Genomic DNA, 24,629 nt, shown 5'->3' with positions numbered 1-24,629 from the left:
CTGTCCGGTGCCAAAGATTGTCGACCACGACCAGCGGCGGCTCGAACTCGTCGACGCCACGTGGCGCATCATCGCCCGGCTCGGCATCGAAAGTGCCACCATGCGGGAGATTGCCCTCGAGGCCGGCTTTGCAAACGGCGCCCTCAAGCCGTACTTTCCCACCAAGGATGACCTGCTGACCTTCGCATTCGGACACGTCTTTAACCGCACCAACGAGCGCATCGCAGAATTTACGGCCGGGCAGGCCGGGCTCGCGGCCCTGCGGGCATTCTGCGTGGAGGTGCTGCCCCTGGATGAGGAGCGGATCAACGAGGCCCGGATTGTCATTCCGTTCTGGCAGAAGGCCATCAACGATCCCGATAAGGCCCGGATCCACCGGGAGTCGATGGAGCAGTGGCTTGCGGCGATAAGGCAGCATCTCGCCGAGGCGCGGGAAGCCGGCAATGTCACCACTGCGGTCGATGACGCCGCCCTGGCGGGGCAGCTGCTCAACCTCCTCCTCGGTGCGCAGATCTCGGCGGCGCTCGCCCCGGCGGGCCAGGTGGAGCTGGGGCTGAACGAGCAGCTGGAGGGATTCCTGGCGCTGCTGGCCTGCTAGGCGCGGCGGTCATCTTTTTTCGCCGAACGTCGAAAAAAGATGACAGCAGCAGATCGCGGCGCTACCCTGAAAGGACTGTGTCCCACGACACATTCCCCGAAATACGACGCCGTCAGGAACTTCTATGACCGCAGTTGCAGCCCGCCCAACGCCCAGTCCCGCAGGACAGGATGTCCGCACCAGCACAGCAGAATCCTTCGAGCACTGGAAGCACCTTGTCGCGGAGTCCTTCGTTCCCCTGGCCGCCTCGAGCGCAGATACGGACAACTTCCGCGGCCGCATGCGGTCCCGCAGGCTGGACCGTGTGGCACTCGTGGAGGTTTCCTCCACGAGCCATGAGGTCCACCGCACGCCGGCACTGATTGCGCAGTCCAACCAGCGCTACTTCAAGCTCAATCTCCAACTGCAGGGCACCGGGCTCCTCATTCAGGACAACCGTGAGGCGGTCCTGCATCCGGGCGATCTTTCCATCTATGACACCAGCCGCCCCTACACGCTTGCCTTCGAGGGGGACGCCCGGCTCATGGTGGTGATGTTTCCCTGGGATGCGCTGCCCCTGCCGCCGGACTGCATCGCGCAGCTTTCCGCTGTGCGGATGGCCGCCGACGGCGGTCTGGCCGCGATCGTCGGGCCCTTCATCGCCCACCTCGCGGAGAACCTGGACGCGCTGAGCGGTCCCAGCGGCTCCCGCCTCGCCACGAACGCTCTCGATCTGGTCTCCACGATGCTGCATTCGGAACTGGACATGTCCCCGGACCGAATGAGGCCTCAGGCCCTCATGGCGGCATCCGTCCGCGAGTACATCGATGCCCACCTGGCCGATCCGGCGCTCTCGCCAGCCTCCATCGCGGCGGCCCATTTCATCTCCACGCGGCACCTGCACAACGTCTTCCATGAATCCGGGACCACGGTGGCGAGCTGGATCCGGACTCAGCGGCTGGAAGGGGCGCGCCGCGAACTTCGGGATCCGCTCCTGGCCGGCATGCCGGTTGGGGCCGTGGCCGGGCGGTGGGGGTTCCTGGATGCGGCCCACTTCAGCCGCTCGTTCCGGGACGCCTTCGGCGTGTCCCCCAGCGACTGGCGGCGCGGCGCCCCCGCGTGACCGTCACCCGCCGCGGAGGAGACCCGCCGGTGGCAGCACCCGCGGGCGGGACCCGTTGCGGCATGGGAACGATGCGGCCCCCGCGGGGACGGCGCGACGTCAGTGCGCGATCAGATCCGCGTGGTGAATTGCGACGACATTAGGGTGGGCCCGGAGCCGGTAGCGTAGGGCGTTGTCCCCGTAGGTCTCCAGAATAGGGCTGTTGGTCGGGTCCACCGACAGGCCGCGGGCCTTGGCCTGAAACTCCGGGCTCACCGCGAGCTTGGGCATCGTCGCGTCCAGCGCGGGGTTGTAGAAGAACGGAAGAGAGATCCTGTCCGTGCCGCGCAGGGGCGAGATTACGCGGTGCAGGGTGGCCTTGAGATAACCGTTCGTGGCCAACTCGAGCATCTCGCCGATGTTGACCACGAATGTTCCGGGCACCTGAGGTGCGTCGATCCACTTCCCCTGGTACTCCACCTGGAGTCCGCCCTTCCCGGGTTCAACGAGGAGGAGCGTAAGCACGCCGCCGTCGCGGTGGGACCCGACACCCTGTTTGGGTTCCGGGTTGGACTCGCCCGGATAACGCACAATCTTGAGCAGCGGGAAGGCCCGCGCGGCGAATGCCGCATCGAAGGTGTCCTCGGGCGCTCCCAGGGACACGGCAAGCGCCCGCAGAAGCGCGAGGGAGATGGCACTCAGCCGCTCGGTCCACTCCGAGACAATCTCCTGCATCTCTGGCAGTGCGCCTGGCCACAGGTTGGGCCCTTCGAGGCGCCAGTAGTCAGCTACACCGGCGCCCGGCTCAACAGTGTCACGCTCGACGCCGATGTCGATCTGCTCGCGCCAGTCGACCGCTCCGTCCGTAATTTCGCCGCCGACCCGGGTGTAGCCGCGGAACTGTGGGCTGTGGACGTTCTCGACGGCGAGCTTCTGTTCATCGGGCAGTTCGAAGAAGCGGCGGGAGACGTCGAGCATGGCGTCAGTGAGCTCCTGCGGGATGCCGTGGCCGGCCAGATAGAGGAACCCGACCTCATGCATGGCATTGCGCAGTTCGTCCCGAAACCGGGAGGCCTCTTCCGGGCCGGCGCTCAGTCGAGAGAAGTCCAGGACGGGCAATGATTCGAGTGACATCGTCTAATAGTCCTTTACAGCGAACTTGGCAAGCCGGAGCCTGTATTAGTTCCAATGTTACGGACCGGGCTGCAAGGATGAGGACTAAACATGTCGAAATAAGACATCGGGGGCGGGCCTGCGGCCCCAGGCAGGGTCCGTCGCTAGGCAGCGACTCCCGAGCGGGCCGCCTTGCGCTCGATGCCGGCTTCCACCAGCACGCCAGCCGCAAACACGACGGGGACGGCGACCAGCAGGCCCACGGCCGTTTCTGCACTGCCGCCGATCAGCGCGGTGAAGTTGCTGATCACGAGGGACAGGACCCAGCCAAGCAGCGCGGTGGCGAGCACTGGCGCCACCGCAGTCTGCCAGAGCTGGCCGGCTTCCCTTTCGCGCCGGAAGTACGCCACGACAGCCAAGGAACAGAGCATGTACAGCACCAGAAGCGCGGCCACGGCCAGCCCGCTGAACCAGGAAAAGAGGGTCAGGACCGGATCCAATGACAGCACCGCGAACGGGGCAACGAGCAGGAAAGCGACAACGGTCTGGATCCTCGCGGCGACGGCGGGGGCCTTGTGCCGGTTGGTCCGGGCGACGACGCGGGGCATCGATCCGCGCAGTGCCAGCGAATGGAGGTAGCGGTTGATGCCGTTGTGGAAGGCGATGATGCCGGCCAGCAGGGAGGTCACCAGCAGGATACCGGTGACGGTCCCGGCCCACGGCCCGAACAGCTCCACCATCGGCGTAAGCACGAAGGAGGTGGAGTCGCCCGATTCGAGGGCCGCGCCCGCCGCATCCATGACGTGCGCGGGGCCGTAGTAGCTGACCAGCATCCATGAGATGAAGGAGAAGAACACTGAAATGACTCCCACCGACAGATACGTGGCCCGGGCCACCGTACGGTGGGCGTCCTTGGCCTCCGCCGAGTAGATGGCCGTGGATTCGAAGCCGAACATCGAGGCGACAGCGAACATGATGGCTACCCCGGGGGCGCCGGCGCCGATCGCCGCAGGCGAGAATGACGCCGCCAGGCTTATCCCTTCCGGTCCGCCGCCGCGCAACAGCACGGTGAAGCCGAACATGAGCAGGATGGCGACCTCCAGGCCTACAAGGACTGCCAGAACGCGCGCCCCGAGTTCGATGTTGAGGGATCCCAGCACCTGCACGCCCGCCATGGTGACCCCGGCCAGCAGCCACCAGGGAACCGTGATTCCCGCGGTGCCGAGCACGCCCGAGAAGGCGGCCCCGTACAGCCCATACATCGCGGCCTGGACCGTGCTGTACGCGAGGAGCGCGAGCCATGCCGCTCCTGCCCCGATCTTTCGCCCAAACGCGGCCGTGACATAGGCGTAGAAGGCGCCGTTGGCCTGGATCTTGCGGCTCATCGCGACGAACCCGACGGCGAAGATCACTATCACGATGCCCACCACAAGATACGCGCCGGGCGCGCCGGCACCGTTGCCGAGGGCCACGGCCAGCGGCGACGCCCCGACGATTCCGGTCAACGGCGCCTGGGCGGACAGGACAAAGAACAGAATGCCCATGACGCCGACGCTGCCGGCACGGAGCGCGGTGGAGTGCTCCGTGCGGGGATTGTCTTCTGCGGTCCGGGATTCGGAATTTGAAATACTCATCGGATCCTTCTTAGCGGTAATGAGTCGGGGAAATGGCGGTCTGAGAAATCGGAGGAGGTGCCATGCACCGTGAAATCCAGCATGGCAGGTGACGCCCGTCACCCTCTTGTCGATCAGCGACCGGTTGTTGTTCCCCAGCGCAACAGCGTCCCGCGCCACGGAGTCCAGCGCAACGGCCTCCGGCGCAGGGGTCGCCCTGGCCATCGCGATCGTTCGCGACGGATCAACTGCAGTTCGCGCAAAGACAAGACTGCGGGTGGCGCCCCGGAGCAAACTCGGACAGGACAGTACGGCTCACCTACTCGATGTGGAGTACACCATGGAAACCTACGACGCCCTTCTCGCCTCGATCACCCCGACGTCCGGCGCGGTCCGGACCCTCATCGACCCGGCCACCGGCGAACCTGTCGGGGACGCGCCCGTCCACACCGTCCAGGACCTTGAGCAGGCCATCGCCGCAGCGGCGGTCGCGCAGCCGGTCTGGGCCGCACTGGGTCACGAGGCCCGGAGCGCCGCCCTCCTGAGGGCGGCCGACGCCGTCGAACGTTCCGCCGAGGAACTGGCGCGCCTGCTCTCCCGCGAACAGGGCAAGCCGCTCAACGGCCCCAACGCCCGCTTCGAGGTCGGCGCCTGTGCCGCCTGGCTCCGGGCGGCAGCCGCCACGCCCCTGGATCCGGAAACCGTGGTTGACGACGGCGAGACCCGCGCCGAGCTGCACTACCGCCCTATCGGCGTCGTCGGCGCAATCGGTCCCTGGAACTGGCCCATGATGATCACGGTCTGGCAGGTGGCCCCGGCCCTGCGGATGGGCAACGCGGTTGTGGTCAAACCCTCCGAGTTCACCCCGCTGTCCGTCCTGGCCCTCGTCCACGTCCTGAACCAGGAGCTCCCGGAGGGCCTCCTCACGGCCGTCTCGGGCGGCCGGGACGTCGGCGAGGCCCTGGCCGCACACCCCGCGGTCGGCAAAATCATGTTCACCGGTTCCACCGCAACCGGCAGGGCGATTATCAAGTCCTCCGCGGACACGGTCAAACGCCTTACCCTGGAACTCGGCGGCAACGACGCCGGCATCGTCCTGCCGGACGCCGACCCGAAGGCCATCGCCGAGGGCCTGTTCTGGGGCGCGTTCATCAATACCGGCCAGACCTGCGCGGCCCTCAAACGCCTCTACGTCCACGATGCCATCTACGATGCTGTCTGCGAGGAGCTCACCGCGGTCGCCGCCGCCATGCCGATGGGCAACGGACTGGACGAGGCCAGCGTCCTGGGCCCGCTGCAGAACCGCCAGCAGTACGACGTCGTCGCGGCGCTCGTGAACGCCGCCAAGGAATCCGGGGCGCGCGTGCTCCTGGGCGGCAACCCGGACCCGGACCGGGCCGGCCACTTCTACCCCACCACGCTCGTGGCCGACATTGACAACGACAATCCCCTCGTCACCGAGGAACAGTTCGGCCCCGCCCTGCCGATCATCCGCTACAGCAGCGTGGACGAGGCCGTCGCCATGGCCAACGCCCTCGACGTCGGACTCGGCGCCTCCGTCTGGTCCGCCGATCCTGCCGCGGCCCGGAAGGTGGCGGCGCGGATCGAGGCGGGCACCGTCTGGATCAACAAGCACGGCGCCGTGGACCCCCGCGTCCCCTTCGGCGGGGCCAAGCAATCCGGCTACGGCCTCGAATTCGGCGTCGAGGGCCTCAAAGCCCTCGGCGTCCCGCAGGTCATCAACGGCTGATGCTGTTCTTATTCGGGACCACCGGCGCCGCGGTGGCGGGCACCGGTTCGTGCCGCAGGTAGCTGCGCCGGAACCGGCCGCTTCCGGCGGTCAGCGCGCGGAGCTCCACGGCGTACCGCAACAGTTCCTGGTCCGGAACCTCGGCGCTGATCTCCGTGCTGTCATCCCCGGCGGACGTGGTTCCGGTCAGCCGGGCCCGGCGGGAGGACAAGTCGCTCATCACGGCGCCCACGTGCTCCTCCGCAACGCTGATGGTCACGGACGAGACCGGTTCCAGGAACTGGATGCGGGTGGCCGCCGCGGCCTCCCGAAGGGCCAGTGCGCCGGCCGCCTGGAACGCGGCGTCTGAGGAGTCCACGCTGTGGGTCTTTCCGCCGACCAGCGTCACCCGGATATCCACAACGGGGAACCCGGCGGAGACGCCCTTCTGCATCTGGGCACGGACGCCCTTCTCGATCGAGGTGATGAACGGCCCGGGAACCACCCCGCCCACCGTTTTGTCGACAAACTCGAACCCGGCACCGCGGTCCAGCGGCTCCACCTCGATGTCGCAGACGGCGTACTGGCCGTGGCCGCCGGATTGTTTGACGTACCTGCCGTGGCCCGCTGCCGGCGCGCCGAACGTCTCCCGCAGCGGGGTGATCACCGGGACGGTCTGCAGGTTCACGCCTTGGTCCCGCAGCCTGCCCAGGACGACGTCGGCGTGCGCCTCGCCCATGCACCACAGGATCAGCTGGTGGGTTTCGGAGTTCCGTTCCACCCGCAGGGTCGGGTCCCCGGCAGTGACCTTCCCCAGGTTCCGGGCCAGGGCGTCCTCGTCGCCGTGCGTGGCCGCCTCCACCGCAACCGGCATGAGCGGGTCCGGCATGTCCCAGGGGGCAATCAGCAGCGGCAGCTCCTTGGCCGAAATCGTGTCGCCGGTCTCGGCATTGCCCAGTTTTGTCAGGGCGCAGATGTCCCCGGCCACGCAGAACGGAACCGGGCGCAGGCCCGATCCCAGCGGCGAATAGAGGTGCGTGATCCGCTCGTCACTGTCGTGGTCCTCGTGGCCGCGGCCGGACATGCCACGGCCGCCCACATGGACCGCGGCGTCCTCCCGCACTGCCCCGGAGAAGACCCGCACCAGGCAGACCCTGCCAAGGAACGGGTCGATCGTCGTGCGGACCACCTCGCCGAGCAGCGGTCCCTGGGGATCACAATCCAACGGAGGGACGGCCACACCATTAAAGTCCGTCGCCGCCGGGACGGCATGCTCCGCCGGCGTCGGAAACCCGCGCACCAGGACGTCTAGCAGCTCGGCCAGACCGAGTCCGGATTCCGCGGATACCGGCAGCACCGGGTGGAACGACCCGCGGGCGACGGCCGTCTCCAGATCCGCAATGAGGACCTCGGGGGCAATGTCCTCACCCCCGAGGTAGCGGTCCATGAGCGTCTCGTCCTCGCTCTCGGCAATGATCCCCTCGATCAGCGCGCCGCGCGCGGACTCCGACGCGGCGAGCTCGGCGTCGTTGGCCGCGCGGGTGGCGGGCACGGGGTCGTCCGGAGCGTATTCGGACACTGTTCCGGTCAGCAGCCCCAGCAGGCCGGTGCCGGCGTCGGCGTGAACCGGGAGGTAGAGCGGCAGGATGGTTTCGCCGAAGGCCAGGCGGCAGCGGGCGACGGCGGCGTCGAAATCCGCGCGCGGATGGTCCAGCCGGCTGATGACCACGGCCCGCGGCATCGCGAGCCGCTGGCATTCGCTCCAGAGCGCGGTGGTCGCGGCGTCGACGTCGTCGGTGGCTGAGACCACAAACAACGCCCCGTCCGCCGCGCGCAGTCCGGCGCGCAGTTCGCCGATGAAATCCGTGTACCCCGGGGTGTCCAGCAGGTTGATCTTGTTGTCTCCGGACGTCACGGGCACCACTGCCAGCGCCACGGAGCGCTGCTGGGCGATGGCGGCGGGATCCGAGTCGCTCACGGTAGTGCCGTCGGCGATCGAGCCCTTGCGCGCGATGGCCCCGGTAGCGGCAAGCAGGGCCTCGGTGAGCATCGTCTTCCCGGCGCCGGAATGCCCCACGAGCGCCACATTGCGGATCTTGTCCGGCTGCTCCGGCGGCGGCGCGCCGTTGGCATCTGCACGTCGGAGATCAGACGTGCCCCGGACCGGACCCCTCGACGGAGTCTTGGCGCCCTTCGACGGCATGAGAACCTCCCGGCGTAGCATCCACTCGTGCCCTGCAGGGCCTTGTCTTAAGGATTGGACACCCTGGGACGCCCGGACAGCAAGGGCTTTTTCACGCCGCGGCCGGAGCCACCAGGGACCGGGACGCCGTCCGGTTCCGGAGCCAGCGGCCCAGGGCCTTGCCTTTGCCCTTCCACCAGCTGTCTTCATCGGTGTCATGGTGCCAGCGGAAGATCACGGAAACCATGACGAAGACCCCGGCCGCGACGTCCGTCCACGAGCCGGAGAGGGCATCGATGAGCACGCTGAACGCCATGACGCCAATCGACGGCAGCGCCAGGGTGCGGAACACGGTGTTGGCCACATACCGGCGGTGGGACCGCGGCACGGAGACGGCCCGGACGAAGTCGAAGCACAGGCAGACCACCACCAGGGACTGACCCAGGGACATCAGGATGTGGCCGGGCAGGGAGGCGGCAAACAGGACGGCCGGCTGGAACCCCGGATTCATCGCAGGCCCGCAGACGTTTCAGACCGCAGCCGGGTCCCGCCCCGCAACGATTGGACCGGGGGCGAATGGAATGTGGGCGGATGGAATAGGGCGGAACCGAACGTGGACGAACTGAACGTGGACGGATCAAACCCGGCTGATTCATGCATGCGATGCCCCCCGGCCTCTACGCTGCTGCGCTGGCTGCGCCCGGGCTTCGCGGAGAAGCTTTGAGCGCGTCACGCCAGACTTTCTGACACCCCAATTCAATGCGCGGGCCAGGCCTGAAGTCACGCGTTTCAGGTACCCGACTATCGGAAGGCCCGTTACCCGCTTCCGCTCCGGAGTACTCAGTTCGCCCTAGCGGCTACTTGCCCGGGGCGTCCCGACGTCACGGGAGAACGTGACCGTTGACACATCCCAGAAATTCATGCCATGGTTGTAACAGCAGATGGTCTGACCAACAGACCTAAATCTCCCAGCAATACTACGAGGAAGTAGCCACATGAATCTCTACTCGCTCATGCAGAAGCGAACCGCCACGCAGGGTCCCATTAGGGTGGGCGTCATCGGCGCCGGCAAATTTGCCTCGATGTTCCTCACGCAGGCACTCAACACGGAGGGAATCCACGTTGTCGGCGTTGCCGACATCGACGTCCCCAAGGCAAGGGGCGCCCTCCGGCGCACGGGCTGGCCGGCCGAGCGGTACGCGGCGAAGAACTTCGCGGAGGCCCTCCGCAACGGCACCACCTTCGTCACGGAGAGCTCCGCGGACCTCATCCGGCTCCCGGAAATTGAGGTCATCCTGGAGGTTACGGGAAACCCGATCGTCGGGACCGCCCATGCCGTGCAGAGCATCGACAACGGCAAGCACATCATCATGGTCAACGTCGAGGCCGACTGCATGGTGGGCCCGATCCTCCAGCGCCGCGCCGAGGCCGCCGGCGTGGTCTATTCCATGGCGTACGGCGACCAGCCGGCCCTGATCTGCGAAATGGTCGACTGGTGCCGGACGGTCGGTTTCGATATCGTCGCCGCCGGTAAGGGCACCAAATACCTCCCCGAATACAACTACTCCACCCCGGACACGGTCTGGAACTACTACGGTTTCAGCGACGAGCAGCTCGCCTCCGGCGACTTCAACCCGAAAATGTTCAACTCCTTCCTCGACGGCACCAAGTCCGCGATCGAAATGGCGGCCGTGGCCAACGGGACCGGGCTCACCCCGCAGGACGATGGGCTCTTCTTCCCGCCGGCCGGAGTGGATGATCTCCCGAACATCTACCGCGAGAAGTCGGTGGGCGGCATCCTGACCAGGCGCGGGACTGTGGAAATTGCCTCGAGCCTGCACCGTGACGGCACCGAAGTTGAGCGCGATCTCCGCTGGGGCGTCTATGTCACGTTCGAGGCGAAGACGGACTACGCCGCGCAGTGCTTTGCCGAGTACGGGGTGAAGACCGACTCGACGGGGCGCTATGGCTCGCTGTACCGCCCGTACCACATGATCGGGCTCGAACTGGGGGTCAGCATCGCCTCGGCCGTGCTGCGCGGTGAAGCCACCGGGTCGCCGACCGGCTTCCGCGGAGACGTCATGACGACGGCGAAGAAGGACCTCAAAGCAGGAGAAATCCTGGACGGCGAAGGCGGCTACACGGCGTTCGGCAAGCTGGCCCCGGCCCGGATCTCGCTGGAGCGCAACGCCCTGCCGCTGGGGCTTGCCCACGGCATGAAGCTCAAACGCGACGTACCCAAGGACGGCACCGTCTCGTGGGACGACGTCGACGCCGACGAAACGCTTCTGGCGGTCCAGATCCGCCGGCAGCTGGAGACGGAGTTCCGGACCGAGATGCTGCAGCACGCATAGGTCTGACCGTCAGGCCGCGATTACGATGGAAGTGCCGCCGGCGCCCAGCCGGCGGCATGGCAATCAACGAGGTGGTCGAACATGAGCGCAGAAGCATGGGAACCGGTCCAACGGGTCCGGACTTACGAGCAGGTGATGTCCCAGATCGAGGACAGAATCCTGGACGGCAGGCTCAAGGCAGGGGACAAGCTGCCGAGCGAACGGGACCTCTCGGCACTCCTGGGGGTTTCCCGGCCGTCGCTTAGGGAATCCCTCAGGGTCCTGGAGGCACTGGGCATCGTGGACATCCGGCCCGGCGGCGGGGCCGAAGGCGGGGCGGTCCTGGTGGGCGAGCCCGGATCCGGCTTCGTCAACCTGCTCAAGCTCCAGCTGGCACTGGGGCAGTTCGACCAGAAAGACGTTCTTGAGACCCGGATCGCCCTGGAAACCTGGTGCTGCGAGGAAGCCGCGGTGCGGGCCAGCGAACAGGACCTCCACGAACTGGAATTGATCCTGGACGCGATGGAGGATCCCGAGATTTCCACCGCCGAGTTCAACCGGCTGGATGCCGCATTCCACGTCCGGATCGCCGAATCAACCGGCAACACGCTTTCCTCCCACCTGATGGGGTCGCTGCGGACCGCCATCAACCGCCAGATGATCGAGGCCTACGCGCGGCTGGAGGACTGGAAGAAGACCGCCACAGTCGTTCGCAGCGAACATCGGCACATTCTCGACGCCATCCGGCGGCGGGATGCGAATGAATCCAGGCGCGCTGTGGGTGAGCACATCCGCAGTTTTTACAACATTGGAAACGTCGAGGGACAGAACCACCCGCGCTGACGCCCGCTGACGGCGTCGCCTGGTGCATGGCCCGCGGCACCCGGGATAGGGGAAGACTCCCCCGTCCCATATCGAAGGAGATATGGACGCTGATGAGCACGCTCACGCAAACACAAACCCGCCAGGCTGAACACGGTTCACCGGACAAGCTCAAGGTGGCAATCGGAAGTGCCGTCGGCACCACGATCGAAAACTACGACTTCCTGGCCTACGGCACGGCGGCCGCCCTGTATTTCGGCACCGCATTCTTTCCCGGCCAGGATCCGGTCGCCGCCACCCTGCTGGCGTTCGCCACCCTCGCCGTTGGCTTCGCGATGCGGCCGCTGGGCGGGCTGATCGGCGGCTACCTCGGAGACAAGTACGGCCGCAAACCAGTCCTCGTCGGCGCCCTGCTGGTCATGGGCGCCTCAACCTTCCTCATCGGGCTCCTGCCCACCTACCAGCAGGTCGGCGTCGCGGCCCCGATCCTGCTCGTGGCCATCCGGATCATCCAGGGCCTGGCGTTCGGTGCGGAGTGGGGCGGCGCCATCATGATGACCTTTGAGCATGCTCCTTGGCGCCAGCGCGGCCGGTACACCGGCATCCCCCAGGCCGGCGTCCCGCTCGGACTGCTGCTGGCCAACCTCGTCTTCCTGGCAACCACCGGCTGGAACAACGAATGGTCCTGGCGGATTCCATTCCTGGCCAGCTCCATCCTCATCATCGCCGGCATCATCATCCGGCTCAAGGTCAGCGAATCCCCCGAATTCGAGGAAACGAAAGCCAAAGGCGAACTCGTCAAGAACCCGCTCCTGACCGTCATCAAGAATGACTGGCGCACGATTCTGCGGGTCATCGGCCTTCGCCTGGCCGAGTCTGGTGGCTTCTACGTCATCGTCACGTATCTGCTGTCCTACATCGTTGCCAACAAGCTGGTCGACCGCCAGACAGGCCTGACCGGCCTCGTCCTGGCAGCAGCGCTGGGCGTCGTCACCACCATCCTCTGGGGCCGGCTGACCGACGGAATCGGACGCCGTAAGCTCTATGTCATCGGCTCCGCCGGCATTATTCTCTTCGGCTTCCCGATGTTCCTCATGGTCAACACCGGCGTCCCGTTCCTGGTCATCCTCGTCTACATCATCGGGCTGCCAGTCCTCCACGACATGCTCGCCGGCTCTCAGGGCGCCTGGTTCTCCGAGCTGTTCCCGGCCAACACCCGTACCTCGGGCGCCTCGATCGGCTACCAGTTCTCGGCCGCCATCTCCGGCTTCATCCCCCTCATCGCAGCAGCCACTGCCGCCGCCTGGGGCTGGAGCGGCGTGGCAATCGTCTACATGGCATGCGGAGCCATCGGGCTCACCGCGGCCCTGGTCACGCGGGAAACCTGGGGGCGGAGCGAACGCGCTGCCGTAGACCAGCTCATCGCCGCCGGCAAGTAGGGGCCCGTAGGGAGCAATCCGGCCACAACAACAGCTGTGCCCGGGACCCGCAGGGGTCCCGGGCACAGCTGTTTTTGCTGCCTACGGCCTATTCGATGCCGCGCGGCCGCCACACCACGAGGGCCTGCGACCGTGCCTGCGGACGCTTGCCTCGGGCTAGGCTGACGACGTCGCCGGCTGTTCCGGCGGCGAAGATCCGCGAATCGGCGGTCTGCCGGCGGCGCCCCAGCTCCTCCGTCAGCTCAGTGACCCGGCGCTGCAGGGCGGCCACCTGGTTCTCGAGCTGAAGGATCCGCTTGATGCCCTCCAGCGAGACCCCCTCCTGGGAGAGCCGTTGGACCTCGCGGAGCATGTTGACGTCCCGCTGCGAGTACCGCCGCGACTTGCCCGGGGCGCGGCTGGGCGAGACGATGCCCATGCGGTCGTACTGGCGCAGGGTCTGCGGGTGCATCTCCGCAAGTTCCGCGGCAACGGAGATGACGAAGATCGGCTGATCGAAGTCGATGCCCATGGCTGGCTCCCGTTCCTAGAGCCGGGCCTTGGTTGCCAGGCCCGTGCGGACGTCCTCATCGGCGGTTGCCGCGGCGAAGGCCTTCACGGCAGCCTCGGCTTCCTTGTTCAGCCTCCGCGGCACGGCGACGTCGATTGTCACCAGCAGATCGCCGGTGGCCTTGGCGTGCTTGACGCCGCGGCCCTTGACGCGCAGCGTGCGGCCCGACGGCGTTCCGGCGGGGACCCTGACCTTGACCTTGTCGCCATCGATCGTGGGAACCTCGATATCCGCGCCCAGGGCCGCTTCCGGGAAGGAGACGGGGACGTGGATGCGCAGGTTGTCGCCATCGCGGACGTAGAAATCGTGGGGTTTGACCGTGACGGTGACCATGAGGTCGCCGTTACCTGCCGGACCGTACTGGCCCTTGCCCCGGACGCGGACCTTTTGCCCGTCCTTGATGCCGGCCGGGATCCGGACGTCGATGACCTCGCCGTCGGGTTCACGCAGACCGATCGTGGTGCCGCGGATGGACCCGGCAAATGAGATCGAGGTGGACGCGGTGCGGTCCGCCCCCTTCTGCGGAGCGCGCTGGAACGACTGGCCTCCGCCGCCGAATCCGCCTCCGCCGCCGAAGAGATCAGCGAACTCGGGAGGAATGCCGCCCGCGGTGCTGTACCCGCCGGAATGGCGGCCGCCGCCGCCGGTGAAGAGCCCGCCGAACAGGTCTTCGAAGCCCGCTCCGCCGGCAGCCCCGCCGCCTCCGCCGGGGGCAAAGCGTGCGCCGCCGCCCATGGCACGGATCGCATCGTACTGCTGGCGCTCATCGGCATCAGAGAGCACCGAATAGGCCTCGGAGATGTCTTTGAACTTCTTCTCCGACGCCGCATTGCCCGCGTTGGTATCCGGGTGGTGCTGCCGGGCAAGCTTCCGGTAGGCCTTCTTGATGTCGGCGTCGGAAGCGTCCTTGGCGACACCAAGGATCTTGTAGAAGTCCTTGTCCACCCAATCCTGGCTAGCCAATGGCGTTTCCTCTCTAATTCTTGTGTTGCGTGGCTCTGCGTGATGCATGGGCCCCCGCCCCTTCGCGTGGTCGCTTGGTCCTTGCGGACCAAGCGACCACGCTCCGGCAGGCCCGATGCCACTCCCGGGGCCCATGCATCACTCCGAGCCCGTAGTCACCTCACCTTAGGCGAGATTACCGCTGAACGCCGTAGCGGATGAGGGGGCCCGGGAGTGGCATCGGGCCTGCCGGAGCCGGGTGGCCGAGGATCGTAGATCCTTGGCCACCCGGCGGAGGGGCGGGGCCCCCTCATCCGCGAAGGCGCGGATGCGTCACGCCGAAGGCGAAATTACGCCGGTACCGCCACGATTACCTGCGCCGCCCGGAGCACGCGGTCGCCGGACTTGTAGCCCGAGCGCAGGACCTGGCTGACGGTATCGAACTCGATATCCGTGCCGGGCTGCTGGATGAGGGCCTCGTGGATGGTCGGATCGAACTCCACGCCGGTCTCATCGATGCGGACCAGTCCGTACGTCTTCAGCGCGGTCTCCAGCTTCGCGGCGATCGCGGCGAAAGGACCGTCCGCGAGGTCGCCGTGCTGGCGGGCGGCGTCGACGTCGTCGAGTACCGGAAGCAGCGCGTTCAGGACGCCGATGACGGCCATCTCGCCCGCCACGGCCCGGTCGCGCTCGACGCGCTTGCGGTAGTTGACGTACTCGGCCTGCAGGCGACGGAGGTCATCCCTGAGCTCCTCCGCCTCGGCGGCGCCGGCTGCGCCCTGAGCCACCGATTCCGCGGCGGGCACCTCAACGCTGTTGAGGATGTCCTCCGCCTGGGACAGGGCGTCCCCGGATTCGGCGTGCTCCTGGCCGGGGTGGCGGGCCTGGCCGGTCTTCGGATCCACCTTGCGGTGGTCGTGGATCACCGGCTTCTGCGGCTCGTTCTCCCGCTGTTCAGCCTCGCGCCGGCTCTCGGAAGAACCGTGCTCTTCTTCGTTACCGTGGTGCGGCATGATTACTTCTTCTCGTCTTCGTCGACGATTTCGGCGTCGACGATGTCCTCATCGGAACCCGCTGCCTTCTCGCCTGCGGGGGCACCCTCAGCGCCGGTGGCGCCGTCGGGGGATCCGGCGTGGGCGTAGATGGCCTCACCGAGCTTGCTCTGGGAAGCCTGCAGCTTCTCAAACGCGGTCTTCACGGCGGCGTCATCGGTGCCCTCGAGGGCCTTCTTGAGGGCGTCGACGTCGGCCTTGACCTCGGTCTTGACCTCTTCCGGCAGCTTGTCGGCGTTGTCGGCGATCAGCTTGTCCACGGAGTAGGCGAGCTGTTCGGCCGTGTTGCGGGTGTCCGTTGCCTCGCGGCGCGCCTTGTCCTCGGCGGCGTGCTCCTCGGCGTCATGGACCATGCGGTCGATGTCTTCCTTGGACAGCGCGGTGCCGCCGGTGATGGTCATGGACTGTTCCTTGCCCGTGCCCTTGTCCTTCGCCGAAACGTGCACGATGCCGTTGGCGTCGATGTCGAAGGTGACCTCCACCTGCGGGACGCCGCGGGGGGCCGGGGCGATGCCGGTCAGTTCGAACGTGCCCAGCGGCTTGTTGTCGCGGGTGAATTCACGCTCGCCCTGGAAGACCTGGATGGCTACGGACGGCTGGTTGTCATCCGCGGTGGTGAAGGTCTCGCTCCGCTTCGTGGGGATGGCGGTGTTGCGCTCGATCAGGTGCGTCATGATGCCGCCCTTGGTCTCGATGCCAAGGGACAACGGGGTGACGTCGATCAGCAGCACGTCCTTGCGCTCACCCTTTAGGACACCGGCCTGCAGGGCTGCGCCGACGGCGACGACCTCATCCGGGTTGACGCCCTTGTTGGGCTCCTTGCCGCCGGCCAGTTCCTTGACCAGGTCGTAGACGGCCGGCATGCGGGTGGAGCCGCCGACGAGCACGATGTGGTCGATCTCGGAGAGCTTGATGCCGGCTTCCTTGATGACGTCCTGGAACGGCTTCTTGGTGCGGTCCAGCAGGTCCTTGGTGAGGTCCTGGAACTTGGCGCGGGTCAGCTGCTCGTCCAGGTGGACCGGGCCGTCGGGGGTGACGGACAGGTACTGGAGGGAGACGTTGGTGCTGGAGGAAGAGGAGAGTTCCTTCTTGGCCTGCTCGGCAGCTTCGCGGAGGCGCTGCAGGGCAATCTTGTCCTTAGTGAGGTCGATGCCCTTGACCTTGAGCTGGTTCAGCAGGTAGTCCACGACGCGCTGGTCCCAGTCGTCGCCGCCAAGGTGGTTGTCACCGGCGGTGGCGCGGACCTGGATGGTGGAGAAGTTGTCTTCATCCTTGCCGACTTCCAGCAGGGACACGTCGAACGTTCCGCCGCCGAGGTCGAAGACCAGGATGAGTTCGTCTTCCTTACCCTTGTCCAGGCCGTATGCCAGGGCGGCCGCGGTGGGCTCGTTGACAATGCGCAGGACGTTCAGGCCGGCGATTTCCCCGGCCTCCTTGGTGGCCTGGCGCTGGGCGTCGTTGAAGTAGGCCGGGACGGTGACAACCGCGTCGGTGACCTTTTCGCCGAGGTAGGACTCGGCGTCGTTCTTCAGCTTCATGAGGATACGGGCGGAAATTTCCTGCGCCGTGTACTTCTTGTCGTCAATGGCGACGGTCCAGTCGGTGCCCATGTGGCGCTTGACGGACGCGATGGTGCGGTCAATGTTGTTGACTGCCTGGCGCTTGGCGATCTCGCCGACCAGGACCTCGCCGGACTTGGAGAAGGCAACCACCGACGGCGTGGTGCGGCCACCCTCGGCGTTGGCAATGACGGTGGGCTCGCCACCTTCGAGAACTGAGACGACGGAGTTAGTGGTTCCGAGGTCGATACCTACTGCACGTGACATGGGTTGCTTCCTTACTTTCCTTGGAATCTTCGAGAAGGCCGCGGACCCACAGTGGCTTTCACCAGCCGGGTCCGACAGATATTGAGCGATCTACACTCAACTTTACCCAGACCCGAACTTAAGTCAATCCAAAGTTGAGCGACATCGACTCAACTTTGTCCCGGCTCCGGTCCAAGGGCGCTCTTCTTGACCCGCATTTCCCGGATTTCAGCCTCATTGCCGCTTCCGGGGGCAGTATTTCGCCCTGCGCGAACCTGGGGCGGGAACTGCGGCGCGAGCCGGCTGGCCGTCGACCCGCCGCAGTTCCCGCCCTAGTTCCCGCCGCGCTCCTGGTTCCCGCCCCGCTCCGCATCGTCGGCGGACGGCGCGCCCGCCTCCCGGCCGCCGAGCCGCCGGACGCCCGTTACTCCGCCCGTTCCGTAATCACCCTCGGGATACTCCCCCTCCTCGGTGACGGCGGCGGGCTCACCGGCAGCGCCTGCCTCGCCGTAGTCACCCTCGGGATAGTCGCCTTCCACGTCGCCGACGGCGGCCGCTCCGGCCACGCCGGCGTCGCCGTAGTCTCCTGCCGCGTAGGCCCCTTCGACGGCCGTGGGCGGCACTTCGCCGGCCGTGCCCGCGGAGCCGTAGTCGCCTTCGGCGTACTGCCCTTCGGCCGCTGCGGCCTCCGCCACATCCTCCGCGGAGCCCGTCCCGGCCCGCGCCTCGGCGTCGGCTGACGCTGCATTTCCGGTCCTGCTCTGGTCCGGCCTGTTCTCTGCAGACATGCTTTCTTCTGACATGTTCTCTTCAGACATTGATGGATCCTTCCTGGAAGCACCGGGCGCGCCCATGCGGGCGCAGGGGCAGTCTATCGAGCGCCACCGCGGGGCAACAGGGGAGCTGGCTCATGGGACGGCGCCGGCCGCCCGCAGTCCGGCGACGTCGGCCAGCACCGCGAGATGGTGGTCAAAGAGCTGTCCGCGGTCAGTGAAGGAGTCCTCGCCGTACTGGCCAAAGACTTCGAAGCTGACTGCACCGAACAGCGAGGTCCAAGCCAAAGCGCCGCGGGCCAGGAGATCATCCGGCACGGCCAACCCGAACTCCAGTCGGATTTTCGCCAGGTCCCGGGCCAGCCCGGCGGGCACGGCGGGACCCGGCCGCCCCTGCGCCGAAAGCTGCCCGGCCCGGAAGGCACCGTCGAGGATCGTCATGAGGGCGGAAATCACCCGGGTCCCGGGAGCCGTGGTCCGCTCGGCGGGCGCCCGGTAGCCGGGCACCGGGCTGCCGAACAGAAGGGCGTAGCGGGAGGGCTCGCGCAGCGCCCAGCCCCGCACCGCACCGCCCAGGGCGGCAAACCGGCCGCCGAAATCGCCCTCCGGGACCGCCGCGACGGCGGCATCCACCTCATCGCCGAGTTCGTTGTACGCGTCAATCAGGAGCAGGGTCAGCAGCTCCTCCCGGCTCTCCACATAGCGGTAGACCGCCGAGGACACGACGCCGAGGTCCCGGGCCACAGCGCGGAGGGACAGGGCGGCAGCTCCGTGCAGCGCCAGCTGCTCCCGGCCCAGGCGGAGGATGTCGGCTACGGTCCGGGCACGGGCACGCTCGCGCGGCGTGCCGGGCCGGGTGGCGGCGGCGCTGGGCCCGACGGCCTCCCCGGTGGTTTCACTGACGGCTGCGTTCTTGTCCTCTGGGTTCTTGTCCTCCGGCATGCGTCCAGCATTTCACACACAAGAGCACTGTCAACAAATGTGAGCACTGCTCTTGACTTGCTTTGTCCGGCGGCCCATCCTGATTAAAGAGAGCACTGCTCTCAATAAACGGAGATCGTCGCCTAAGGAGATCGAAATGTCCCACCCTGACTCTTCCGGGAGCGAAACGCCCCGCCTGTACGCCGTTACGGGAGCCGGCCCGGTCGGCTGGACAGTCGCGGAACAGCTGGCCGATGCGGGCCACCGCGTGCGCGTCCTGACGAGGTCCGGCAGCGGGCCCGACCACCCGCTGGTCGAAAAATTGTCCACCGATGTCTCGGACCCGGCCCGGCTGGGCGCGGCCTTCCAAGGCGCGGCGGCGGTCTTCCACTGCATTCACGGCTCGCGGTATAGCGCCGAGGCGTGGGCCAGGGAGTTGCCTGCGGCCGAGGCGAGCGTGCTCGCCGCCGCGGGCGCGGCAGGCGCCGTCGTCGTGTTCCCGGAAAGCCTGTACTCCTACAGCGAGCCGGAACGGCCCATGACCGAGGACGGACCCCGCGAGGCCGAGGGCGGCAAACGCGGCATCCGAACGGCTCTCCTGAAGGCCCGCGCGGAGTCCGCGACGGACACCGTGAGCGTGGTGGCGAGCGACTTCTTCGGCCCCCGGGTCCGCGGGGCGCACGCCGGCGAGCGCATGGTGAAGCCGGTACTGGCGGGCAAATCCCTGATGGTGATCGGACGGGCGGACCAGCCGCATTCCTTCACCTACGTTCCGGACCTCGCGGCGGCCATGATTGCCGCGGCGGACCGGCCCCCGGCATGGAACCGGGTGTGGCACGCTCCGACCGGACCCGCGCTGACCCAGCGTGAGATCGCTGGCGCCTTCGCCGACGCGGCCGGCACCCGGCCGCCACGCGTCACAGCGCTCCCGGGCTGGGCACTGAAGGCAATGGGTGTGTTTTCACCCGACATGCGCGAACTCGGGGAGACGCTGTACCAGTTCGAGCGCCCGTTCGTAATGGATTCCGCCGCGAGTCAGGCCGCACTGGGGCTGGCCCCCACCTCGTTGAACGAAGCAGCCGCCGCCACCGTCGCCTGGTGGGGGGACCAGGGACAGTGACGGCGGCTGCGGCTTTCGCGTCCGCCTAACGGACTCCCGCCTCCTCATTGCCGGCAGGGTTGTCCGCAGGCCGGAGGGGCGGGGCTCCTCGGCGGGCCGCAGTGCCGCGCTCCGGGCGGCCGAGCTTGCCGGGCCACCAGATCCGCGGGCCGATGTCGTAAGCCAGCGCGGGCACCAGCAGCGAGCGGACGAGCACCGTGTCCAGCAGCACGCCGAACGCGACGATGAAGGCGAGCTGCACCAGGAACATGATCGGGATGACCCCCAGGGCCGCGAAGGTGGCTGCGAGGATCACGCCCGCGGAGGTGATGACCCCGCCCGTCACGACCAGCCCGCGCAGTATGCCGGCCCGGGTGCCGTGTTTGAGGGACTCCTCCCGGACCCGGCTCATGAGGAAGATGTTGTAGTCGACGCCCAGTGCCACCAGGAAGACGAACCCGAAGAGGGGAACCGTGGCGTCCGCTCCCGGAAAGCCGAAGACGTTGTTGAACACGAAGGCCGAGACTCCCATCGCCGCGCCGTAGGACAGGACCACGGAGGCGACCAGCAGCACCGGTGCCAGCACCGAACGCAGCAGCAACATGAGGATCACCAGGATGACGCCCAGAACCACCGGGATGATGGTGACGAGGTCGCGCTGGGCGGTGGTATTGGTATCCAGGGCCGTGGCCGTCACGCCGCCCACCAGCACGCTGCTGTCCACCGTTTTCAGTTCCTGGCGGAGGGACACCACGACGTTTTCGGCTTCATTGGAGTCCGCGGCATAGTTCAGCGTCGCGTTGATCAGGACCTTCCCGTCCCGCACGGCCGGGTCAGCCGGGCTGGCCGGAGCCGCAGGTGCGCCGGGAACGGCCGGGCTGGCCGCGGCGCCGGTCATGATGGGGACGCCGCCTTCGGCCAGCAGGTAGGCGTCGCCGACGCCGTCGCTGGCCCTGGTCTTCGCAAGGATTGCCTGGGCCTTTGACTCGTCGGCCACGATCACCGCCGGACTGCCCGAACCGGCATCGAAGTGCAGGCCCAGGGCCTTCTGCCCGTCGACGGCGTTGGAGGCGGTGAGGATGACATCGGTTTGGGCGACGCCATTGGCTTTGAGTTGCAGGAGGCCGGTGGCCGCCACGAGCAGGAGCAGGACCGAGGCCACCCAGACCGTGCGCGGCCGGCGGGAAACGAGGGAACCGGTGGCCCGCCAGAGCCCCTTCTGCCCCTCCAGGCCGGTGACCAGTTCCGGCTCCCGTTCGGTTTCCGGGAGCAGTTTCGGCCGGAACGGCCAGAACGCTGCCCTGCCAAAGAGCGCCATGAGGGCCGGCAGCAGGGTCAAGGCCGCAAAGAGCGCACAGAGGATGCCCGCGGCGGCCACCGGCCCGAGCGCCTTGTTGGAGTTGAGATCGGAGAACAGCAGGCAGAGCAGCGCGATGATCACCGTGGCGCCGGAGGCCAGGATCGGCTCCCAGGCCGCTTTCCACGCGGCGATCGCTGCGGCCGTGCGGTTGGTGGTGTGGGTCAGGGCCTCGCGGAACCGGGCCACGTACAGCAAGGCATAGTCAGTGGCTGCACCGATCACGAGGATGGACAGGATGCCCTGGCTTTGGCCGTTCAGCTGGATCCAGCCGGCCTTGGCCATGCCGAACACCAGCAGGATCGCGGCGCACAGCGCAAAGACGGAGGTGAGCAGCACCATGACAGGCAGCAGCAGGGAGCGGTAGACGATCAGCAGGATCAGGAACACGGCGCCGAGGGCCACGAGCAGCAGGATGCCGTCGATTCCGGCAAAGGCGCTGGCAAGATCCGCCGCGAGCCCGGCCGGCCCGGTGACGAAGGTCTTCATTCCCGCTGGCGCGGAGGCCTGAACCTCGGTGCGCAGTTCCTTGACCGCCGTCTTCACTTCGCCCGAGGAAGCGATGGGCACCACGAACTGCACCGCCTTGGCGTCCGCGGAGGGGATGGGGCCGATCACCGTGCTGCCGACCTGCAGGGCCTCCAGCTTGCCCTTAAGCGCGGCGGCTTCCCCGAGCTCAGCCGGGGTGAAAGCCGCATCGGATTCCACCACGATCACCGCGGGGATCTCCTTGGAGTCCCGGAACTTGGCCTGCCAGTCCTGGGCCTCGGTGGCCTCAGCCCCGGCGGGAAGGAAGGAGGCCTGATCGTTTGATGACACCTCACTCAGGCGGCCGAACGTCGGACCACCAATGCCGGCGATCGCCAGCCAGGCCACGACGAGCACTGCGGGAATCAGCCACCGCAGCCAGAACGGGACGCGCGTGGTTGTAGGCGACGTCGTTTTCATGTGTCCTCCCAAGGTGGGCTTCGGGGCGAGGCCGGGCATAAACTCCATAGTAGACTATCTCCATCATGGAGATAGTCTAAATTGGGCTTTGGCACCTGATTTAATCGCCTGATTCGGCGGAGGAGAATGGGGAGTGCGGCCGCCGTCGGGTTTGAGCGGTAAACGCAGTAGACTCCCGTGGGCGCCGTCGACGCTCAAGGGCCGCGGTCAGACGCCGCGGCCGGATCAAGGACGAAGGAGGTCCGCCGTGTCATCCGAAGTCCCGGGCCCGCCCCCAGAGGCCGGCCCGCCGCCCCTCGTCCGGCTACTGCAGGAATTCACCCTGGAAGCCAACCGTTATGTGGACTCAGCCGGCGGACGCAATGACATGCACCGCACGGACCTCAACGCCCTCGCCGTCATCATGCGGCACGCGGCACGGAACCAGATCGTCACGCCGGGAATCCTTCGGAAAGAGCTGAATCTCAGCTCCCCCGCCACCACCGCGCTGATTGACCGGCTCCACAGTTCCGGCCACGTGCTCCGCGAGCGCGCGGGCGCGGACCGTCGCCAAGTGCAGCTGCTCATGACGCCCAAGGCCTACCGGGACGGCGGCGCGATGTTCCTCCCGCTGGCCCGTCACATGGGCGCAGCGATAGCGGACTTCACGCCGGAGGAGCTGGAAATCGTCACCCGGTTCATGAACTCCATGATCGAAGCGACCGTCCGGGCCGGAGAGGAAGCGGCCCGCGGGCCCGCTCCGGAGCCCGGCGCCGGTTGAGCCGCGTCGGGCGGGTCTGCCCGTTTTAATCGCGGGAGGGTAGCGTTCGAATATGAGTGCCCAGCAGCCTGACGATGTGTACACGCACGGCCACCACGAGTCGGTGGTCCGCGCCCACGCTTCCCGCACGGCGGAGAACTCGGCAGCGTTCGTTCTCCCGCATCTCACGCCCGGGGTGTCCGTGCTCGACGTCGGCTGCGGGCCCGGCAGCATAACCTGCGACTTTGCGGAACTGGTGGCCCCCGGCAGGGTCACCGGCCTGGACCGCTCCCCCGACATCGTCGCCCAGGCCGCAGCCCTCGCCGCCGAGCGAGGTGTGGACAACGTCGATTTTGCCACCGGCAACGTTTACGATCTCGGCTTCCCGGACGAGTCGTTCGACGTCGTCCACGCCCATCAGGTCCTTCAGCACCTCACGGATCCCGTCGCGGCCCTGCGGGAGATGCGCCGGGCAGCCAAGGCCGGCGGAATCGTGGCGGTGCGCGACGCCGATTTCCACGGGATGAGCTGGTATCCGGCCATCCCCGAGCTCGACGACTGGATGGAGCTGTACCAGCGGATCGCCCGCCGGAACGGCGCTGAGCCCGACGCCGGCCGCCGACTCGTGTCCTGGGCGCAGGCCGCCGGGTTCACGGACGTGGCGCCGTCGAGCAGCAACTGGCTCTATGCGACCGGGCAGCAGCGGCGATGGCAGGCCCGGGTGTGGGGCGAGCGGGTGCTGCATTCATCGTTTGCCGACCAGGCCCTCGAATACGGCCTGGCCACCGAGGCGGACCTGGCCCGGATTTCCGCCGGCTGGCACCGGTGGGGCTCCACCGACGACGGCTGGTTCCTGATTCCCAACGGCGAGGTGATCGCCCGGGCTTAGGCGGGCTGTGTCACAGCACCGGCACAGCCCCACGAAAGGGCTGCCATAACTCCACGCCGGAGGCTGGGGGCAGGCCGAGTCCTCGGCCGGCCCGGTTTCCCGGGCCCCAGCAAAGGAGTTTCACCATGGCACAGATTAACAAGACCACGGCCGGCATCATGCTCGCCGCGGTGATCGGCGGCGGCGCGATCGGCGCGTCGGCCATCCCTGCAATGGCCGCCGACGGCACCGGCACCTCTTCGTCGGGCACCTCTTCGTCGGGCACGGCGGCGCCGGACGGGTACGGGAACGGGTATGGAGCACCCGGCGGCGGCCAGGGCGGACCGCACCAGGCCAACGGCAAGACGGAGGTGGTCCTCACCGGCGACACCGCCACGAAGGTCGAGGCGGCAGTGAAGGCCGCCCAGCCGGCCGCGACGATCGAGCGGATGGAGACCGACGCCGACGGCGCCACCTACGAAGCGCACATCACCAAGGCGGACGGCACCCGTGCCACCGTCCTGCTGGATGCGAACTTCAAAGTGACCGGGACCCAGGCCGGTCCCGGCGGCGGCCATGGCGGCCTGAACGACGGGGATGCGGACGACGCCGCCGGCGGCGCCACCTCCAACGGCTGACTCCGGGCACCGCCCGGGCCGACCCTC

21 protein-coding genes are annotated in these 24,629 nt (G+C 67.5%); 10 read left to right on the top strand and 11 right to left on the bottom strand.

Translation table 11 applies throughout. The features are described 5' to 3' along the window. Window positions 1–7 precede the first annotated feature (7 nt). Together C8D78_RS15055 and C8D78_RS15050 are read left to right on the top strand one after the other, a co-directional pair. Entirely contained in the window at window positions 8–598 is a 591-nt protein-coding gene (locus C8D78_RS15055) for a TetR/AcrR family transcriptional regulator (protein ID WP_120954678.1), read from the top strand. Window positions 599–722: 124 nt separating this feature from the next. Next, window positions 723–1,700 (top strand): AraC-like ligand-binding domain-containing protein, encoded by a 978-nt coding sequence (locus C8D78_RS15050; RefSeq protein ID WP_120954677.1) that lies wholly within the window; start codon window positions 723–725, stop codon window positions 1,698–1,700. Window positions 1,701–1,799: 99 nt separating this feature from the next. On the opposite strand, the gene C8D78_RS15045 is transcribed toward C8D78_RS15050, so the two are convergent. Together C8D78_RS15045 and C8D78_RS15040 are read right to left on the bottom strand one after the other, a co-directional pair. Then, window positions 1,800–2,813, bottom strand: coding sequence for an isopenicillin N synthase family dioxygenase (locus C8D78_RS15045; protein ID WP_120954676.1), 1,014 nt, complete (start codon window positions 2,811–2,813; stop codon window positions 1,800–1,802). A 143-nt stretch (window positions 2,814–2,956) separates the two neighbouring features. Next, entirely contained in the window at window positions 2,957–4,426 is a 1,470-nt protein-coding gene (locus tag C8D78_RS15040) for an APC family permease (RefSeq protein WP_120954675.1), read from the bottom strand. Window positions 4,427–4,745: 319 nt separating this feature from the next. On the opposite strand from C8D78_RS15040, the gene C8D78_RS15035 reads away from it, so the two are divergent. After that, a complete protein-coding gene (locus tag C8D78_RS15035) occupies window positions 4,746–6,155 on the top strand; it encodes an aldehyde dehydrogenase family protein (protein WP_120954674.1) in 1,410 nt (469 codons plus the stop codon). Here the strand turns inward: C8D78_RS15035 and C8D78_RS15030 are convergent. Both C8D78_RS15030 and C8D78_RS15025 read right to left on the bottom strand, forming a co-directional pair. Then, entirely contained in the window at window positions 6,145–8,337 is a 2,193-nt protein-coding gene (locus tag C8D78_RS15030) for an elongation factor G-like protein EF-G2 (RefSeq protein WP_120954673.1), read from the bottom strand. The genes C8D78_RS15035 and C8D78_RS15030 overlap by 11 nt on opposite strands. Before the next feature lie 91 nt (window positions 8,338–8,428). Beyond that, the gene (locus C8D78_RS15025; protein WP_120954672.1) at window positions 8,429–8,827 is read right to left on the bottom strand and encodes a hypothetical protein; all 399 of its coding nucleotides are present in this window, start codon (window positions 8,825–8,827) and stop codon (window positions 8,429–8,431) included. Between the two features lie 484 nt (window positions 8,828–9,311). On the opposite strand from C8D78_RS15025, the gene C8D78_RS15020 reads away from it, so the two are divergent. The 3 genes from C8D78_RS15020 (at window position 9,312) to C8D78_RS15010 (ending at window position 12,910) form a co-directional block, all read left to right on the top strand. Next, window positions 9,312–10,670, top strand: a complete 1,359-nt coding sequence (locus C8D78_RS15020) for an NAD(P)H-dependent oxidoreductase (RefSeq protein ID WP_120954671.1) — start codon at window positions 9,312–9,314, stop codon at window positions 10,668–10,670. An 81-nt stretch (window positions 10,671–10,751) separates the two neighbouring features. Further along, window positions 10,752–11,492, top strand: a complete 741-nt coding sequence (locus C8D78_RS15015; RefSeq protein WP_120954670.1) for a FadR/GntR family transcriptional regulator — start codon at window positions 10,752–10,754, stop codon at window positions 11,490–11,492. Between the two features lie 92 nt (window positions 11,493–11,584). Continuing rightward, the gene (locus C8D78_RS15010) at window positions 11,585–12,910 is read left to right on the top strand and encodes an MFS transporter (RefSeq protein ID WP_120954669.1); all 1,326 of its coding nucleotides are present in this window, start codon (window positions 11,585–11,587) and stop codon (window positions 12,908–12,910) included. An 88-nt stretch (window positions 12,911–12,998) separates the two neighbouring features. On the opposite strand, the gene C8D78_RS15005 is transcribed toward C8D78_RS15010, so the two are convergent. From C8D78_RS15005 to C8D78_RS14980, 6 genes are all read right to left on the bottom strand, one after another. Further along, window positions 12,999–13,421, bottom strand: a complete 423-nt coding sequence (locus tag C8D78_RS15005) for a heat shock protein transcriptional repressor HspR (protein WP_120954668.1) — start codon at window positions 13,419–13,421, stop codon at window positions 12,999–13,001. Between the two features lie 15 nt (window positions 13,422–13,436). Then, window positions 13,437–14,423: a DnaJ C-terminal domain-containing protein gene (locus tag C8D78_RS15000; RefSeq protein WP_208641972.1), complete on the bottom strand. Its 987-nt coding sequence runs from the start codon at window positions 14,421–14,423 to the stop codon at window positions 13,437–13,439. A gap of 329 nt (window positions 14,424–14,752) precedes the next feature. Beyond that, window positions 14,753–15,415: a nucleotide exchange factor GrpE gene (locus C8D78_RS14995; RefSeq protein ID WP_208641971.1), complete on the bottom strand. Its 663-nt coding sequence runs from the start codon at window positions 15,413–15,415 to the stop codon at window positions 14,753–14,755. Between the two features lie 2 nt (window positions 15,416–15,417). Continuing rightward, a complete protein-coding gene (gene dnaK, locus C8D78_RS14990) occupies window positions 15,418–17,280 on the bottom strand; it encodes a molecular chaperone DnaK (RefSeq protein WP_120954666.1) in 1,863 nt (620 codons plus the stop codon). A 311-nt stretch (window positions 17,281–17,591) separates the two neighbouring features. Then, window positions 17,592–18,077 carry a hypothetical protein gene (locus C8D78_RS19745; RefSeq protein ID WP_167467924.1) on the bottom strand — a complete coding sequence of 162 codons (486 nt, stop codon included), beginning with the start codon at window positions 18,075–18,077 and terminating at the stop codon, window positions 17,592–17,594. Between the two features lie 90 nt (window positions 18,078–18,167). Continuing rightward, on the bottom strand, window positions 18,168–18,974 hold the full coding sequence (locus tag C8D78_RS14980; protein ID WP_120954665.1) for a TetR/AcrR family transcriptional regulator: 807 nt from the start codon (window positions 18,972–18,974) through the stop codon (window positions 18,168–18,170). Window positions 18,975–19,110: 136 nt separating this feature from the next. Here C8D78_RS14980 and C8D78_RS14975 point away from each other — a divergent pair, with 136 nt between their 5' ends. Then, a complete protein-coding gene (locus C8D78_RS14975) occupies window positions 19,111–20,073 on the top strand; it encodes an NAD-dependent epimerase/dehydratase family protein (protein ID WP_208641970.1) in 963 nt (320 codons plus the stop codon). A gap of 25 nt (window positions 20,074–20,098) precedes the next feature. Here the strand turns inward: C8D78_RS14975 and C8D78_RS14970 are convergent, their stop codons facing one another. Further along, window positions 20,099–22,357, bottom strand: coding sequence for an MMPL family transporter (locus C8D78_RS14970; RefSeq protein WP_120954760.1), 2,259 nt, complete (start codon window positions 22,355–22,357; stop codon window positions 20,099–20,101). A 247-nt stretch (window positions 22,358–22,604) separates the two neighbouring features. On the opposite strand from C8D78_RS14970, the gene C8D78_RS14965 reads away from it, so the two are divergent. From C8D78_RS14965 to C8D78_RS14955, 3 genes are all read left to right on the top strand, one after another. Continuing rightward, on the top strand, window positions 22,605–23,117 hold the full coding sequence (locus tag C8D78_RS14965) for a MarR family winged helix-turn-helix transcriptional regulator (protein ID WP_120954664.1): 513 nt from the start codon (window positions 22,605–22,607) through the stop codon (window positions 23,115–23,117). Window positions 23,118–23,169: 52 nt separating this feature from the next. Further along, the gene (locus tag C8D78_RS14960; RefSeq protein WP_120954663.1) at window positions 23,170–23,985 is read left to right on the top strand and encodes a methyltransferase domain-containing protein; all 816 of its coding nucleotides are present in this window, start codon (window positions 23,170–23,172) and stop codon (window positions 23,983–23,985) included. 125 nt (window positions 23,986–24,110) lie between these two features. Then, window positions 24,111–24,602, top strand: a complete 492-nt coding sequence (locus C8D78_RS14955; protein ID WP_120954662.1) for a hypothetical protein — start codon at window positions 24,111–24,113, stop codon at window positions 24,600–24,602. Window positions 24,603–24,629: the final 27 nt, after the last annotated feature.

Origin of the sequence: Arthrobacter oryzae, from assembly GCF_003634095.1 — a bacterium.
Taxonomy (GTDB): Bacteria; Actinomycetota; Actinomycetes; order Actinomycetales; family Micrococcaceae; genus Arthrobacter; species Arthrobacter oryzae.
This window is presented reverse-complemented; position numbering and strand designations above follow the sequence as displayed.